The sequence below is a fragment of the Flavobacterium sp. C3NV genome (assembly GCF_046825355.2).
Lineage (GTDB): Bacteria > Bacteroidota > Bacteroidia > Flavobacteriales > Flavobacteriaceae > Flavobacterium.
In genome coordinates, this window is the sequence record NZ_JBKQBJ020000010.1 from 41,028 (window position 1) to 57,900 (window position 16,873).

Annotated in this window: 10 protein-coding genes; all 10 read right to left on the bottom strand. The window is 34.8% G+C overall.

Features of this window, described 5'->3' with window-relative positions; genetic code table 11:
* Positions 1-107: 107 nt before the first annotated feature.
* Positions 108-3,704 carry a DUF2135 domain-containing protein gene (locus tag ACIDC4_RS15065; protein ID WP_412043405.1) on the bottom strand — a complete coding sequence of 1,199 codons (3,597 nt, stop codon included), beginning with the start codon at positions 3,702-3,704 and terminating at the stop codon, positions 108-110.
* Positions 3,705-4,109: 405 nt separating this feature from the next.
* Positions 4,110-5,192, bottom strand: coding sequence for a bifunctional 3-deoxy-7-phosphoheptulonate synthase/chorismate mutase type II (locus ACIDC4_RS15070; protein WP_072964369.1), 1,083 nt, complete (start codon positions 5,190-5,192; stop codon positions 4,110-4,112).
* Between the two features lie 12 nt (positions 5,193-5,204).
* Positions 5,205-6,062 (bottom strand): prephenate dehydrogenase, encoded by an 858-nt coding sequence (locus ACIDC4_RS15075; protein ID WP_412043406.1) that lies wholly within the window; start codon positions 6,060-6,062, stop codon positions 5,205-5,207.
* Positions 6,063-6,318: 256 nt separating this feature from the next.
* Complete coding sequence (locus ACIDC4_RS15080; RefSeq protein ID WP_412043407.1) at positions 6,319-7,464, bottom strand: pyridoxal phosphate-dependent aminotransferase; 1,146 nt, start codon at positions 7,462-7,464, stop codon at positions 6,319-6,321.
* A gap of 183 nt (positions 7,465-7,647) precedes the next feature.
* Positions 7,648-8,487 carry a prephenate dehydratase gene (locus tag ACIDC4_RS15085; protein WP_412043408.1) on the bottom strand — a complete coding sequence of 280 codons (840 nt, stop codon included), beginning with the start codon at positions 8,485-8,487 and terminating at the stop codon, positions 7,648-7,650.
* Positions 8,488-9,057: 570 nt separating this feature from the next.
* Positions 9,058-10,227 carry a DUF1501 domain-containing protein gene (locus tag ACIDC4_RS15090; protein ID WP_412043409.1) on the bottom strand — a complete coding sequence of 390 codons (1,170 nt, stop codon included), beginning with the start codon at positions 10,225-10,227 and terminating at the stop codon, positions 9,058-9,060.
* A 12-nt stretch (positions 10,228-10,239) separates the two neighbouring features.
* Positions 10,240-11,637, bottom strand: a complete 1,398-nt coding sequence (locus ACIDC4_RS15095; protein ID WP_412043410.1) for a DUF1800 domain-containing protein — start codon at positions 11,635-11,637, stop codon at positions 10,240-10,242.
* A gap of 200 nt (positions 11,638-11,837) precedes the next feature.
* Entirely contained in the window at positions 11,838-12,833 is a 996-nt protein-coding gene (locus ACIDC4_RS15100; protein WP_412043411.1) for a KilA-N domain-containing protein, read from the bottom strand.
* Positions 12,834-13,003: 170 nt separating this feature from the next.
* Positions 13,004-15,400, bottom strand: a complete 2,397-nt coding sequence (locus ACIDC4_RS15105) for a ribonucleoside-diphosphate reductase subunit alpha (protein WP_412043412.1) — start codon at positions 15,398-15,400, stop codon at positions 13,004-13,006.
* A 255-nt stretch (positions 15,401-15,655) separates the two neighbouring features.
* Positions 15,656-16,633 carry a ribonucleotide-diphosphate reductase subunit beta gene (locus ACIDC4_RS15110; RefSeq protein ID WP_029270611.1) on the bottom strand — a complete coding sequence of 326 codons (978 nt, stop codon included), beginning with the start codon at positions 16,631-16,633 and terminating at the stop codon, positions 15,656-15,658.
* Positions 16,634-16,873 lie beyond the last annotated feature (240 nt).

Consider the following 16,873-nt stretch of genomic DNA (forward strand, 5'->3'; position numbering starts at 1 on the left):
TTAGATTACTCTTCGAACTAAAAAACAAAAGGCAAAATTACGTTTTTAGAATTGAACAACGCAATTTCGCCTTTTAAAATTAAAGACTTACTCAGAATTTGGTACGTTTACCAAACAATTTCGGCTAAAATCTCATTCTCTTTGATTTTTCCTAACTGAATTGTTTTTAACATTTTTGTCGTTTTTCCGGCTTTGGTCGTATATATTTCAACCATAACCGTTGCCGGACCACTTTCTGTTAATTCTCTTTCGCCAAAATAATTGGTTTTTATTTGATATTTCCCTTTTATAGCATTTCTAATTAAATATTGTTCCGGGCCGTAACCTTCTGTAAAGTCTTTAGAGAATCTTGCTCCCGCTTCTGTTTTGGTGTGACTGTAGTAACATTCCTCTCCATTTGGTTCAATAACATGCAAATCAAGATCGACATCGATTTGGTTCCAGTTCATAATTATTCTGATATCAACCGGCATTTTCTTCAAATATTTTTTATCAAGTTTACCTGTTTTCAAACCTTTATGTTCGATTGTCAAACGATTAATATCCATTAAAATAATATCTTCGACACCTTCATATTGACCGCTCATTTCTCCGTAATAATTTACTTCCAATGCTTTAATCAATTCATCAAAAGCTTCCTGATATTTTCCTGCATCTTCAAGAGCCAAAGCACAATCTCTCAAACTTTGTGGTTCATGCGCTCTCCATTTTGCAATTTGTCTTGCAGTAAATAAGGCATCATCAAAATCTTTCCACTGACGTAATGTATATGTAAGCGTTTTATAAAGCTGATGATTCTCTAAACCTAAATCGGCAATATTACTGATTACCTGCAAAGCTTTTTTGACATCGCCCTGATTGTAGAAAAAATGCGCTACATCAAAATAAAAACTCGGGTTTCTTTCCTGCGCTTTTCTTAATTCAAAATACAATTCGTATTGTTTATCTTTTGGCGCGGCTGCTAAAGCTTTAAGATATAATCGATCCGGATTCCAGGTTTTAGGATCGTTATTAATCACATTAGATTCTCCCTTTTTCGTAACAACATTTACAACTCCGTTTGATGCCCTACTCCCATAAAGTGCAATGGTCAAAGCATCTTTAAGAACATCTATCGAAGCGATGTCATCCTGATCCAAATCTGACAATTCACCTTCAAAAGGTTTTCCATCCACAATTATTAAAGGTTTTTTTGAGATCGGCATTGAAACCTTCTCATCAAATATAACTTTATCACTACCCCCAGAAGATGAAGTAGCAGTTTGAACTCCTGCAACTTTACCGGCTAGTGCCTGAGCTACATTGTTATTTTTTGAAATACTTTCAGACGAAATTGTTTGTACAGAATAGGAAACGTCAGCTTTTTTAACCGTTCCATAACCTACAACAGTAACTTCTTTCAACTCAGATTCTGCTTTATCAGAAGACTCTACAACTGCCGGAGCTTCTTCAACTACATTCATTACAGGCCCTGAACCAACTGGCTCATCAACTGTCATCACAGCATCTGCATCGCCTTTAATACTTCTATATGATGTTACAACAACTGATTCTAATTGTAATGAATTCTCTCGTAATACAACTGTAAACTTATTATTCATACCTGTATTCAACTGATAAGAGTCAAAGCCAATATAACTAAAGTTAAGAATGCTATTCTCGGCGGCTCTAATTACAAATTTACCATCAAAATCAGTAGCAACTCCTTCTCTTTCTCCTCTTAATGTTACAGTCACACCCGGTAAAGGTATTCCTTGCTGATCTAAAACAGTCCCTTCAACTTTCCCTGCCGCAACATTTGTGCTTCTGGTTGAAACTGCAGTTGCACTTCTGCCTGTATTTGTATTAGTAACTAATCTTCTGGTTTTTTGAACTTTTGGTTTCGGCAACGACTTTGGAGCTGAATACTTAATATCTTGTTGCCACCAATTATCTAAACCTTCAAAATAAGTTTCGATACTTTCCCAATTATTTTTTTGCTGCGCCAGATTCGTATCCTGCTGTTGTTTTTTAATTCTGTCAAATTCAGCACGTAATTCGGCCGGCGGTATAATATCATACGAAATATAATCGCGAATATCTTCCAGAACAATCAACGAGGTATTTTTAGTTATAATGCCGTATTTCTTTCCTAAAAGTTCGATTTCGTCAGCATTTTTAGCATATTGAAAATCAAGATTGGCTATTTTTTTCTGTGCCCAAAGTTTTTCAACATTCACATCATTTGTGTTCTGAAGAACAGCATCCAGAGTTATTTTTCGTTCTAAAACTGCTTCATTATTATAACCAAATAACAAGGTAATTTGATTTTTTTGATTCAGAGAAATTCCTGAAAAACTAAAGCTTCCCGAAACCGAAGTTCCTTCCATCGGAAATAAATCTGTCACCGTATAATTCTCTTTTATACCTAAAAACTTCAAATTACTATTCGTCAGTTTATCTAATGCATTGTCCTGATTCACCTGATTTAAATTGATAAAATTTCCACCCGTTTGCATCGCCGAATAATTCAGAAAAGAAAAATCTGCAGAAACCGAAGATGTAATGGTGTAAATTGGCTTTTTAGTCTTTGGTAAAACATTTTCGCTCAAAGATGAAAGTCCGTCAGAGAAAAACAAATATTCGTCGTTGTTCATGAAATTAAGTTGCGAAAAACGAGTTCCTCCGTCATATTTTGTGTTCTCTAAAACTGCTTTTAATTCAGTCCAGTTTCCGTTTGTAATGACATATTCTTTTTGTTTTTCGAAAGTATAATTCAAAAAGTATAAAGTGACTTTTGTATTTTGTGTTTTTTGAAAATAGGCATTCAACAAACTCAGTTCTTTTTTTACATCTCTCGTTTTACAACTCAGTGAATTATCCCAAATTAAACCAATTGAAGCCGGAGTTTTTTTAGCTATTTTATTCCCTTCGATAAAAGTATTTCCGTAAAAATAATGCTGTCCACCAACATTTTGCATGATTACACTCGGAGCATTTTCCTGAATCGGAATCTTAAAAAGTAGTTTTTCAGATGGTTGATAATTTTCTTTTTTGATAGAAGTTTGAAAAGATTGATTCCATTTCGAAAAAACAATTGCATCTCCGGAATTCTCCGAAACAGTTGGCGAAGCCGAAGTTCCTAAAACCGAAACATTCATCTCGAAATTATCCAGCTTTTTAGGATAACGACTCACCAATTGATACGCCAGATTGTCTTTATCAAAAGCCGAAAGTTCTTCTTCATAACCAATTATTACAGTTCTTTCCCCGTTTGGCATTAACGGATAAATTCTGGTTCTGAAATTATTTCCATCCACTTTTTCCAACAATCCCGGATCGACACGACGATGTTCGATAGCCTCAAAAACCTGTTTTCCTTTGTTTTTATTTACCGGAACGGCTTCTCTCATTTTGCCATTGATATCAATAGCATATCTGGAAACCGAAACATTTTCCGGTAACGGAAAAATAAGTTCCGCTTCCATCTGGCGGGTTCCCGAATTAAAGAAATGCATTTCGGCAGTGGTGTAAGCGATATTTCCCACCACTTTTACATTCACAATTAGTTTATTCATTCGAACCTTTTCAGCTTCATCTCCTTTTACTGTCAATTCGGGACTTTGTGCGAAAGATTTTGTTCCTAAAAACAATATCAAATAAAATAACATTTTCAAGCTTACTTGAAAAATTCCTGGCTGAGATAAACATAATTTTGATTTCATAACACGAGAGTTAAGGTTCTATAATTGTATAGAGAGCATAAAATCTAAAAAGGTTGGAATGGATTATAAAAAAAATTAAACCATATAAGTTATATAAGAAAATATTAGCACAAGATCGAAATTAAAGCTGTGAAAAATATAGCGCACGGTTTCAACCGTGGGGCAAAGATTGTGAATATACATTGTGGTTCCCCAAAGATTGCGAACATTGATTGCGTCCCCACGGTTGAAACCGTGGCTATGTTTATATATACAACGAAAAAAAAAATCTCCAACACTTCTTTTACAAAGTGCCGGAGATTCTTAAAAAAAACAATCTATCTTTAAATAATGCTATAAGAAAACTTTAAAATAGTTTTATAAAAACTTAAATTAACTTATATCATTTATATGTTTTAGAAAAAATTATGCATTGAAAATTTTCTCTTGGTGACCAATACTTTCCTGATGAATTGCTTTGAACATTCTTAAAACAAATTCTTCAGTAAGGCCTTTTTTCTCACCTTCCAAAATCATTTTTCCTAAGATTTCGTTCCAACGGTTGTTTTGAAGGATTGCTACGTTTGCGTCTTTTTTCACCTGACCAATTTCGTCAGCCACTTTCATACGTTTTCCTAACAACTCTAATAAGTTAGCATCAAGTACGTCGATGTTAGCCCTTAGTTTTGTCATTTTTTGAGTGTATTGATCTGTAGTATCATCCGTTTTTCTGATCGTCAAATCTTTAATGATTTGTTTCAAAGCGTCTGGAGTAACTTGTTGAGCAGCATCAGACCAAGCGTTGTCCGGATCGTAGTGCGTTTCGATAATCATACCATCGTAATTCAAATCTAAAGCCTCTTGAGTTACTTCAAAAATCATTTTACGATCTCCGGTAATGTGAGATGGATCGATGATTAAAGGTAAATCAGGGAATTTATTTTGCAATTCGATAGCAATCTGCCATTCTGGAATGTTTCTGTATTTTGTTTTTTCGTAAGTCGAGAAACCTCTGTGAATAACACCTAATTTCTCGATTCCAGCCATGTGTAAACGCTCAACACCACCTAACCATAAAGCTAAATCCGGATTTACAGGGTTTTTAACCAAAACGATTTTGTCAGTTCCTTTCAAAGTATCAGCAATTTCCTGAACTGCGAAAGGGTTTGCAGTTGTACGGGCACCAACCCATAAAACGTCGATATCATGTTCTAAAGCCAGTTTACAGTGCGCTGCAGTTGCAACTTCAGTACCCATTAATAAACCAGTTTCAGCTTTTGCTTTTTGTAACCATTTTAAACCAATTTCTCCAACACCTTCAAATCCTCCCGGACGCGTTCTTGGTTTCCAGATTCCAGCTCTGAATACACTAACTTTTGAATCTTTCAATTCATGAGCAATTTTCAATACCTGATCTTCTGTTTCTGCACTACATGGTCCTGCTATCACAAGTGGGTGATTTAAATTGAAATCCTCTAACCACTTTCTCATTTCTTTCTTATTTTCCATCTTAATTCTATTTTACTTTTTAATTGTTAATCCGTTTAATATTTCTTTGATTTTATTCGTGCTTTCCATTTCTTCAAAAATGGCGTTGTAATTTTCATCTTTCAACAAATCCCTAAACCGACTGAGATTTGATATATATTCTTCTAATGTTTCAATAACGTGTTCCTTGTTTTGTTTAAAAATCGGTGTCCACATTGCGGGAGAACTTTTTGCTAAACGAACCGTGCTTTCAAATCCACTTCCTGCCATATCAAAAATATCCTGTTCGTCTTTTTCCTTATTCATTACCGTTTTCCCGAGCATAAAAGAACTAATGTGCGACAAATGCGAAACGTAAGCAATGTGTTTGTCGTGTGAAGTTGGGTCCATATATCGAATCCTCATTCCTATTTCGCTAAAAAGCTTTAATGCCTTTTCCTGCAATTTAAAAGTGGTTTTTTCCACCTCACAAATAATATTCGTTTTTCCTTTAAACAAACCTCTTATCGCTGCCGAAGGCCCTGAAAACTCCGTTCCCGCTATCGGATGCGTTGCGATAAAATTTCTTCTCTTTGGATGACTGGCAACAGCGTCACAAATTGGTTTTTTAGTCGAACCTACTTCAAAAACAATCGTTTTATCTCCAACTAAATCCAACACTTTAGGTAAAACCATCAGCGCCACATCTACAGGAACCGAAACAATCACAAAATCAGCATCGGCCAATTCTTCAAAGCTTCCTGCCTGATCGATAACACCCAAATCAATTGCTTCCTGCAAATGTTTTTCGTTATTATCTATTCCAAAAATAGTGGCATCAGGATGTTGGTCTTTGATGTCCAGCACCATCGAACCGCCTATTAACCCTATTCCTATTACGTATACTTTCATAATTCTTTTTATTTGAAGCTAATTCCTGCTATCCGTTTCAATCTTTTCCGCCGAACCCCGGCGCAAAAGGATTTCCACTTCTATCAGGGCTAGGGCTTCTCGTTTTTTCAAGATCTTTAGTTTTAATTTAACCTTTCTGTCACCCTGAGCGAAGTCGAAGGGCTCTCCAATTGGAACGTGGGCGTCGACTCCGCTCAGCCTGACAAACTATGCCAAAAAATCTAAAATCTTGATTCTTTACTCTTTGCTCTTGCTTCTAAAATCTATCTATCGCTTCTTGTACTTTTTCTTCTTTTACACACAACGAAAATCTGATATATCCTTCACCATTACTTCCGAAAATCGTTCCCGGTGTGATAAAAATATGTTTCTCGTATAATATTTCGTCAATGAACTTTTCTGCTGATTCGATTCCTTCCGGCAATTTTGCCCATACAAAAAGCCCGACTCCTTCTTTATAAACTTTACAGCCTAATTTTTCTGCTAGTTTTTCGGTTAATTCTCTACGGCGTCTGTAAATTTTGTTTTGATCTTCGAACCATGATTTGTCACAGTTTAAAGCTGCAATGGCACCTTTCTGAATTCCGTAATACATTCCGCTGTCCATGTTGCTTTTTACTTTTAGGACTGCATCGATAATTTCAGGATTTCCTAAAACCATTCCGACTCTCCAGCCGGCCATGTTGAAGGTTTTACTTAATGAATTCAATTCCAGAGCTACATCTTTTGCACCTTCAACCTGCAATAAACTCATTGGACTATCATTCAAAACAAAACTATACGGATTATCGTTGACCAATAATATGTTGTGTTTTTTAGCAAAAGCAACCAATTTTTCAAATAACGCTAAACTTCCTCTCGCTCCTGTTGGCATGTGCGGATATCCCAGCCACATAATTTTTACTTTCGAAAGATCTAATTTTTCTAAAGCTTCAAAATCCGGTTCCCACGCATTAGCTTCTTTCAGATCATAATAAACCGGAACTGCACCTACCAAATTAGTTACCGAAGTATAAGTCGGATAACCAGGATTCGGAATCAAAACGTGATCGCCTTCATTTAAAAAAGCTAACGAAATGTGCATAATTCCTTCTTTTGACCCCATCAAAGGCAAAATCTCATTATTCGGATTCAACTCAACACCAAATTGATTCTGATAAAAATCTGCCATCCCTTTTCTCAATTCCGGTAATCCCTGATAGCTCTGATAACCATGCCCGTTTTCATCCTGAATTGCTGCGGCAACCGCTTCAATTACTGCTTTCGACGGACTCAAATCAGGGCTTCCAATTCCCATATTGATGATAGATTTCCCCTCAGACTGCAGCTGACGAACTTCTCTCAATTTTGATGAGAAGTAGTATTCTTCAACTGTATCTAATCTTTTTGCTGTTGTAATCATGATTTATATTTATATTTTGCTTTACGCTTTAGACCGTAAGCTTTATGCTTTTTCTCTTTTTGACTTGTCACCCTGAGCGAAGTCGAAGGGCTTTCCAATTGGAACGTGGGCTTCGACTTCGCTCAGCCTGACAATATAAAATCTTAAATCGTTAATCTTCAATCTAAAATCAACTTTGCAACTTTAAGACTGACTCAAAGGTTTCGTATTTTTATATTCTCCCAGAACTTTTAAATATTCTGCCATTATATTTAGCAGCGATTTGGCTTTTGCAAAATCTTCGTATTTCTCGAATGTTACATCTACGAAAAACGAATATTTCCACGGCGTTTCAATTTTTGGAAGCGACTGAATTTTTGTTAAATTCAATTTGCAATCGCTCATTACATTCAAAACTGCTGCTAAACTTCCTCTTTTATGATCTAATTCAAATTTGATTGAAGCTCTGTTGATTTCGTTTTCTGGCAAAAATGAATTCTGCTTTTTGATAATCACAAAACGAGTCATGTTGTTTTTGATCGTTTGAATTTCCGGCGCGATGATTTCCAAATCATACATTTCCGAAGCTACTTTGCTTCCTATTGCCGCAATTCCGGTTAATTGTTTTTCCTGAATTCTTCTTGCCGTTTCTGCTGTATCTTTATCTTCAACCAATTTGATATTTGGATATTGTTTCAAAAAATCCATGCATTGTAATAATGCCATTGGGTGCGAATGAACTTCTTTTATATCTTCAATTTTTTGACCTTTTAAAGTCATTAAATTTTGGTGAATGCTTAAATAATGCTCGCCAATGATGTGTAAATTATTCTTGTCAATCAAAGCATAATTCGGAATTATTGGCCCCGCGATCGAATTTTCAATTGCCATAACTGCCTGGTCTGATTTTCCTGAAAGCAGGCTGTCAACCAATTCTTCAAAAGACAAACACTCATCAATAGCCACATTTTCAGAGAAATACTCTTTTACAACCTGATGATGAAAAGAACCTTTAATACCTTGTATTGCAATTTTCGTTGTCATATATTCAAAAAAAAATCCTGATTTTCATCAGGATTGTATATTAGTTTTATTTGTCGTTTTAATTTTCTCAAATAACCATAGCACAATCCTTACTTCTACTAAAGAAGAAATAAAAAGAGTTGCTAAAATAAAAACGGTTATTAGACATTTTGTTTGTGTTTTTCAATAAATTCTCTGCGAATGTATAAATTATTTTCAGTGCACCAAAAAAAATATTGCATTTTATGAAACAAAAAAGGATTTCTTAACAAATTTAGCAGGTTTTGTATGATAATATAAAAATACGGGCTTAAAATGGGATATTTACAATGGGTTTTTCTAAGGTGCTAAGGTTCTGAGTTGCTAAGGTTCTAAGATTTTTTGCCACGAATTCACGAATTAGCACAAATCATTCTGGCTTTGAATATCAATTTCTCAAACTAAAAGGAATGTATTTACTCCATCTTGTCATTTCGAGGAACGAGAAATCTCCGCAAGAAGCTCAACAAAGATTGGCGATTCTGCGAATGGAGTTACTTATGGAGATTTCTCGTTCCTCGAAATGACAATATTGTGGACAGAAAATAAAACTTAAGAAAACAACCCAGAAACCGGAGTATTCCTAATTCCAATCTTAGAATAATCAAAATTCATTTTCTCTTTTAATAAAGAAGCATACACACTTCTAAAATCAATTTCGTATTTTAAATCGCCATTATCTAAATTCGCTAAATCAGGATTATTACCTAAAATTGTTCCTTTATTATTTCCTCCAATGACAAACATTGGCGCGGCAGTTCCGTGATCAGTTCCGTTGCCATTGTCTTTTACACGTCTTCCAAATTCTGAGAATACAACAATTGTAACGTTTTGAAGCAATTGTGCTTGTTTCAAATCCTGATAAAAACTAAATAACGCATCATTCAAATCCGTTAATTTTTTCTCGTGAATGGCGAGTTGATTATCATGCGTATCGAATCCTCCGAGTGAAGTGTAATATACTTTTGAGTTCAGGTTTCCTTTGATTAATCGTCCAATCCATTCCAGATTTTTAGACAAATCGGTTTTGGGATAACTGATTTCTGATTTGGATTTCGCTAAAGCTTTCTGAATTTCATCTGAAGCTTCGGTAACTGAATTGGCTATTTTTCGAACAAAATCTAATTGCGGATTATCTGATAAGGTTACATTTTCTTCTTTATCTGATTTTACTTTGAATCGGTTTGGATCTTTTACCGTTATTGAATTAGGTTCCATTCCTTTTAATGCGAGATTATCGATTGAATCCAGATTTATTCCAGCCGTTGCCTGATGTCCGTTGCATTGCAGATCTAAATATCTCCCTAACCAGCCTTCGTTGATATACTTATTCGAATCAGCTGCAGTTTGCCAAATTTCCTGACTACGAAAATGAGATCGAATAGGTTCCGGATATCCAACATTCTGAATCACAGTTAAATCTCCGTTTTGCTGCATTTGAGCAAAATCTTTTAAAGAAGGATGAAATGCCATTCCGTTATTTTTTCCAATAACTACATCTTTATTTAAAGCAATTTTAGTCCTTAAATCATAATATAAGGGATTATCGTACGGAATAAAAGTATTCAGTCCGTCGTTCCCACCATTCAACTGCACAAAAACAATACACTGCTCTCCAATTACCAAATTACTTTGTGTACCAAAAGCGTGTAAAAAATCAGGAAGCACCAGTAATCCGCCAGTAAAAGTTCCTGTAAGCGTTAGAAAATTCCTTCTGTTCATGGCTGTAGTTTTCTAAATTAATTGATATTCGGGTAGTTTCGTGATGTAATCAAAGAGTCGTATTACGGCAAAATTGGCGTGTTCCTCTTTTGGATCAAAATCGTATTTCAGTAAATTCTCCATGTCTTTTTGCATCGAATCATTTACTTTGAATAATAATCGGTTCGATAACTCGGTAATTATCGTTTTGTTGTTTCCGTTAGAATCGAAATCTATTTTTACATCGATTTTCTCCAATTCTGTCTTTGGCTTATCCGTATCCGAAGCCATGGTATTCAGTACTTTTCTGGTAATGCTTCTTCCACTGCAAAGCAAATCTGAGGTATTGTTGCGTTGCAAATAAATCTGCGAAGTCAGCCAGGAATTTCCGCCATCCCAACCTTTTACGTTAACCTGATTGTACAAATCCATTCCTTGTTGTTTCAGGAAAAACATCACCATGCCATCATCAAGATCATCAACATGCAATTCATCCAAAAGCTGTAAAATATAAACCAACGGATCTTTTATTTTAGTCCCTGAAGTTTCTTTTTTATATTCTTCTGTAAAAATCTTCGTTAATAAAGGCTGTATTTCAAACTTTACTTTTCTGAAATAATCGCCGTAATACCTCACCAATTCTTCTGAAGGATTATCATAAATAAACCATTTTAGAATTTTTCGGGTTATGAGATACGGAATATTTTTTTGCTCGAAAATAATATCGACGAGATCATCTGCTTTCCAGTTTCCCGTTTTTCCGAAATAGGTTTTATCGCTATTATCTTCTATATTTTTTCTGTAAACTGCGCCATCATCTCCGTAATTTAATCCGGCCAAAGCTCGTGCGCCTTCTTTGATGTCATTTTCAGAATAATTTCCAATCCCAATTGTGAATAATTCCAATAATTCACGGCTTAGGTTTTCGTTGTATTTCCCTTTTTTATTGTCGACATTATCCAGATATTTTACCATTGCGTTCGATCTTACGATTTGCTTGGTAAGTTCTTTGAAATTGCCAAAAGCATTTTCGCGCAAAATCATATTGTGCTGATAAATCCAGTAATTGACTTTTACTTTTTGGGTTGTAGAAACGAAATGATTGTGCCAAAAGCAAACCATATTTTCGCGTAACGGAAATTCATCATTCCGCATTTTAGAAATCCACCATTTTTTTAGTTCAACGGCAGAATAGATTTCTTTTTTGAGCGCTTTTTTCTTGAATTCAGAATCGGCGGTTTTGATAGATTCACGCAATTCTTTAAGCTCAAGAAGCGTTTTGGGATCGTCATTTAAAAAAGCTGGAAGTTGTGTATAAAACTTGGAATCATAGGAATGTTTTAGAAATTTTTCTAATCCCAGTTTCTCAATTTTATCGGATTCTTTTCCGGAAAAACCCAACCGTAACGACCAAAGATTGCTTTTTTTCATAACACAGGAATTTGTTTAGCAATAAGACTCGACTTTTTCTTAAAGGTTTAATTTAAGAAAGGGTCCGAGGTTCTTAGATGCTAAGGTGATATGTTTTAAAAATCTTTGGTATTAATTAGAACGGGGATTTTTTGGGGATATTATACAATTCTGTCATCATAATTGCTTTTGCATAAAATATCACACAATAAAGTACTTACCTAATTATTATCTTCTTTTGAATTATTGCGGTTCTTTATTTTATTAAATTCCAATAAATTCTTTTTACTAGCTTCTAAAATATCTTTTTTCGATTCTGATTCAATTTCATCGGGAGTATAATTCTCAGCATTAATATATGTCATTGAATTTGCTTTTTTAATTGATTTAACCATATCAACCTTCGCAAACTGCTCTTGCTGTTCCAATGCTATTTTTCTTAAAAAGTCAAATCTTTGCTTCTTAGGTGTTCCTAATTGTATAAGTTGAGAACTAAGAGATTCTAAATTCGACATAACTAATAAATCATTTATACTTGAAAAATCTCTCATATTTTTGCCTTCCATTGAATGTTCAGGATTAGCTTCCTTCCACTGTTTAGCTGTATATCCATACAAGGCCAAGTTTAGTAAATCCGCTTCATTTGCATATTCAATACCTTGTTTTTCAAGCGGCAAAATACTATTTGGGATTATATGCTTTTGCACAGCATCAGTATGAAGAACGTAATTTACTTTTGTCATAAGACGTCTAACATCCCATTCCAAATTATATTGATTACTTTCAACCTCTTTTAATCTTTGATATTCTTTGTAAAGATAAATTTTAAAAATAGGACTTATTGCTGATCCAAATTCCATAGCAATATCTCTATGAGCATATGTTCCACCATTTTTACCTGCTTTTGAAAATATTCCAATTGCATTAGTGCTTTCTACCCATCCATTTACACTTAATGTAAAAGATGGTACACCTGCACTTCTTCTAAAGTGGTCATATTCGACCACTTTAAAATCCGGATTATAAAGCGTTTCCCAAGTCCCCATGTATTCTATAGTCGAAACACCTCTAAGCCAGTTTTTTATAACATCAGCAGCCCGTGCATCTCCTTCTTTTGCACTTACCATATCGGTAAGACATATATAATCTTCATTCTCCTTAGTATAAACCGAAACTGGAATATTATTAACAATAATTTTTTGCACCTTACTCATCATCTCCAAATATTAGTTAATTTAAATATAGTAATAAATTTAATTTTCAAATTTAATCAAACCTCTACTATATATTTCCATTGAACACTATAAAAGCTTGCTTTACATGTCATAAAAAAAAGCAGCTACCATAAAGATAACTGCTTTGTACATATTCTAAAAATCTAAAATCATTAAGACCCACACATTTCACAATCATCTGGCTCTGCTGCTTGTGCTTTTAAAAGCATCGCTTTATAATCCTCAACGCTGATTGCTTCTGTTTCCGGAACTAAAGTTACTGGTGCATCTTCTTCTTTTTTATCGTTGTTTAGGGTGAATTTAATCGCATCAACCGCAGATTTTGTTCTTAGGTAATACATTCCTGTTTTTAAACCTGATTGCCAAGCGTAGAAGTGCATTGACGTTAGTTTAGAATAGTTTGCATCTTGCATGAACAAGTTCAATGATTGTGATTGGTCAATAAAGTAACCTCTCTGACGTGACATATCGATAATGTCTTTCATCGACATTTCCCAAACTGTTTTGTATAATTCTTTCAGGTCTTGCGGAATCACATCAATATTTTGAACAGATCCGTTATGACGCATGATTTCTTGTTTCAACGTTTCGTTCCATAAACCTCTGTCTACTAAGTCATGAAGCAAATGTTTGTTTACTACGATGAATTCTCCAGACAATACACGACGTGTGTAAATATTTGATGTATACGGTTCGAAAGCTTCGTTGTTTCCAAGAATTTGCGAAGTCGAAGCAGTTGGCATTGGCGCTACTAATAATGAGTTACGAACTCCATGTTCCATTACTTCTTTTCTTAATGAAGCCCAGTCCCAACGTCCTGATAATTCTTCATCTTTCATTCCCCACATATTGTATTGGAATTCTCCTTGTGACATTGGAGAACCTGCAAATGTAGAATATGGACCTTCTTCTTTTGCCATTTCCATAGAAGCGGTTACGGCTGCGAAGTATAATGTTTCGAAAATTTCCTGATTTAATGCTTTTGCTTCATCACTTGTAAACGGCATACGCAACATGATAAAAGCATCTGCTAAACCTTGAACACCTAATCCTACCGGACGGTGACGTAAGTTAGAATTTTCAGCTTCTTTTACCGGATAGTAATTTCTGTCGATTACTTTGTTTAAGTTACGAGTTACACGTTTTGTAACATTGTAAAGTGCTTCGTGATCGAATTTTCCGTTTTCAATAAACATTGGTAACGAAATAGAAGCTAAGTTACACACCGCGATTTCATCTTTAGAGGTAAACTCCATAATCTCTGTACACAAGTTTGATGAACGGATAGTTCCTAAATTCTTGTGGTTCGATTTACGGTTTGCTGCATCTTTGTACAACATATAAGGCGTTCCGGTTTCGATTTGTGATTCAAGGATTTTCTCCCATAATTCACGTGCACGAATCGTTTTTCTACCTTTTCCTCTAAACTCATAATCCAAATACATGGTTTCGAATTCTTCTCCGTAAACGTCGTATAATCCTGGGCATTCGTTAGGACACATTAAAGTCCATGACGCATCTTCCTGCACACGTTTCATGAATAAATCAGATGTCCACATAGCGAAGAATAAATCTCTTGCACGCATTTCTTCTTTTCCTGTATTTTTCTTTAAATCTAGGAAATCAAAGATATCAGCATGCCATGTTTCGATGTAAATCGCAAAACTTCCTTTACGTTTTCCTCCACCCTGATCTACGTAACGAGCCGTATCGTTGAAAACTCTCAACATTGGTACGATTCCGTTTGAAGTTCCGTTTGTACCACGAATATAAGATCCCGTTGCACGAACGTTATGGATAGAAAGACCAATTCCTCCCGCAGATTGCGAGATTTTAGCCGTTTGTTTTAAAGTATCGTAAATTCCATCAATACTATCATCTTGCATAGCTAAAAGGAAACAAGAAGACATTTGTGGTTTTGGAGTTCCGGCATTAAACAACGTTGGCGTTGCATGCGTAAAGAACTTTTTAGACATTAAATCGTAAGTCTCAATTACTGATTTTAAATCATCAAGGTGAATACCAACCGAAACACGCATCAACATATGTTGTGGTCTTTCGACGATTTTTCCGTTTATTTTTAGCAAATACGAACGCTCTAAGGTTTTGAAACCAAAGTAATCGTAATTGAAATCTCTTGTATAAATGATATGCGAATCTAAGAATTCTGAATTTTCCTGAATTACATTAAATACTTCATCCGAAAGTAATGGTGCATCTTGCCCATTTCTTGGATTTACGTATAAGTACATATCTTTCATCGTTTCTGAAAACGATTTTTTTGTATTTGAATGTAGGTTCGAAATTGCCACACGCGCTGCTAATTGTGCATAATCAGGATGCGCAATTGTCATAGAAGCCGCCGTTTCTGCCGCAAGATTATCCAGTTCAGAAGTTGAAACCCCATCATACAATCCTTCGATAACTCTCATCGCTACCTTAACAGGATCTACAAGTTCATTTAAACCGTAACACAATTTTTTGATTCTTTCTGTAATCTTATCAAACATTACGGGCTCTCTGTGGCCATCTCTTTTTACTACATACATAAGCTTACTAATTTTAGTTATTGAAAAAATGAAAGACACTGGAATAACGATTCCCAGGACTTAAACATTGCGTGTTTTTAAATTATTTTTTGAGAATTATGAAATTCTCAATAGTTGTGTATTCCCGATCTGAAATCAGATCGAAAAGGCATTAAAAATTGTTATTGAATCTGCGATTTGGGAAAGAGATTCAAACTTAAAAAATTGATTTTAATCTTTTGTTGCGTTTCGAGGTAACGCTACATTATTCTTGCTCTAAAAATCTGCATCGAATGAAATTTTCTGAGCATCGCTATCTGTGTTCATCACACCTGATTTTTGATACTCGGCAACACGTTTTTCAAAGAAATTGGTTTTTCCCTGAAGTGAGATCATGTCCATGAAGTCAAACGGATTCGCTGATCCATATACACGCTCGCAACCTAATTCTACTAATAATCTATCCGCAACAAATTCTAAATATTGCGTCATTAAAGCAGCATTCATACCTATTAAACTTACCGGTAGAGATTCTGTAACAAATTCTCTTTCGATATCTAAGGCATCAACAATGATTTCTTTAATTCTGTCTTTTGGCACTTTATTGATCAAATGATGATTGTGTAAGTGTACTGCAAAGTCACAGTGTACACCTTCGTCACGGGAAATCAACTCGTTAGAGAAAGTTAAACCTGGCATTAAACCACGTTTTTTCAACCAATAAATAGAACAGAAAGCACCTGAAAAGAAAATTCCTTCAACTGCTGCAAAAGCAATTAGTCTTTCGGCGAACGAATCAGATTCAATCCACTTTAAAGCCCAGTCTGCTTTTTTCTTAATTGCAGGAAAAACTTCTAATGCATTAAACAATTCCGCTTTCTCCGCTTCGTCTTTCACGTAAGTATCAATTAATAAAGAGTAAGTTTCGCTGTGAATGTTTTCCATCATGATCTGGAAACCATAGAAAAACTTCGCCTCTGCATATTGTACTTCGTTTACAAAGTTCTCTGCAAGGTTTTCATTTACGATTCCGTCAGAAGCAGCAAAGAATGCTAATATGTGTTTAATGAAATATCTTTCGTCGTCACTAAGTTTATTGTTCCAATCTGTCAAGTCCTGGTGTAAATCGATTTCTTCAGCAGTCCAGAAGCTAGCCTCCATTTTCTTATACCATTCCCAAATATCATGATGTTTGATAGGAAAAATAACGAAACGATTTTTATTTTCTTGTAATATTGGCTCGACTTGTGACATGGTAATTTTTATTTAATTTTTGTATTGAATATTTACTAATTCAATAGACTACAAAGATTGTCAATTATCGCTAAAAAAGAAAGCCAAACTTATTCACAATTCGACGTAGTTTTTAACAAAGGAGAAAAAATGCGATATTTTTCAGACAATAATTAATTTACTGTAAATGAATGTTTTAAAAACGAATAAACGACCTAAAAGCCCGTAAAATATAGACTTTTTATCATAAAAAGCAAGAAA

Bases quoted from the DNA above. Each gene is read 5' to 3' on its own strand.
- ACIDC4_RS15095 (WP_412043410.1), bottom strand. From the start codon at position 11,637: ATGAAAAAAAGCAATCTTTGGTCGTTACGGTTGGGTTTTTCCGGAAAA.
- ACIDC4_RS15085 (WP_412043408.1), bottom strand. From the start codon at position 8,487: ATGACAACGAAAATTGCAATACAAGGTATTAAAGGTTCTTTTCATCAT.
- ACIDC4_RS15080 (WP_412043407.1), bottom strand. From the start codon at position 7,464: ATGATTACAACAGCAAAAAGATTAGATACAGTTGAAGAATACTACTTC.
- ACIDC4_RS15105 (WP_412043412.1), bottom strand. From the start codon at position 15,400: ATGTATGTAGTAAAAAGAGATGGCCACAGAGAGCCCGTAATGTTTGAT.
- ACIDC4_RS15065 (WP_412043405.1), bottom strand. From the start codon at position 3,704: ATGAAATCAAAATTATGTTTATCTCAGCCAGGAATTTTTCAAGTAAGC.
- ACIDC4_RS15075 (WP_412043406.1), bottom strand. From the start codon at position 6,062: ATGAAAGTATACGTAATAGGAATAGGGTTAATAGGCGGTTCGATGGTG.
- ACIDC4_RS15100 (WP_412043411.1), bottom strand. From the start codon at position 12,833: ATGATGAGTAAGGTGCAAAAAATTATTGTTAATAATATTCCAGTTTCG.
- ACIDC4_RS15070 (WP_072964369.1), bottom strand. From the start codon at position 5,192: ATGGAAAATAAGAAAGAAATGAGAAAGTGGTTAGAGGATTTCAATTTA.
- ACIDC4_RS15110 (WP_029270611.1), bottom strand. From the start codon at position 16,633: ATGTCACAAGTCGAGCCAATATTACAAGAAAATAAAAATCGTTTCGTT.
- ACIDC4_RS15090 (WP_412043409.1), bottom strand. From the start codon at position 10,227: ATGAACAGAAGGAATTTTCTAACGCTTACAGGAACTTTTACTGGCGGA.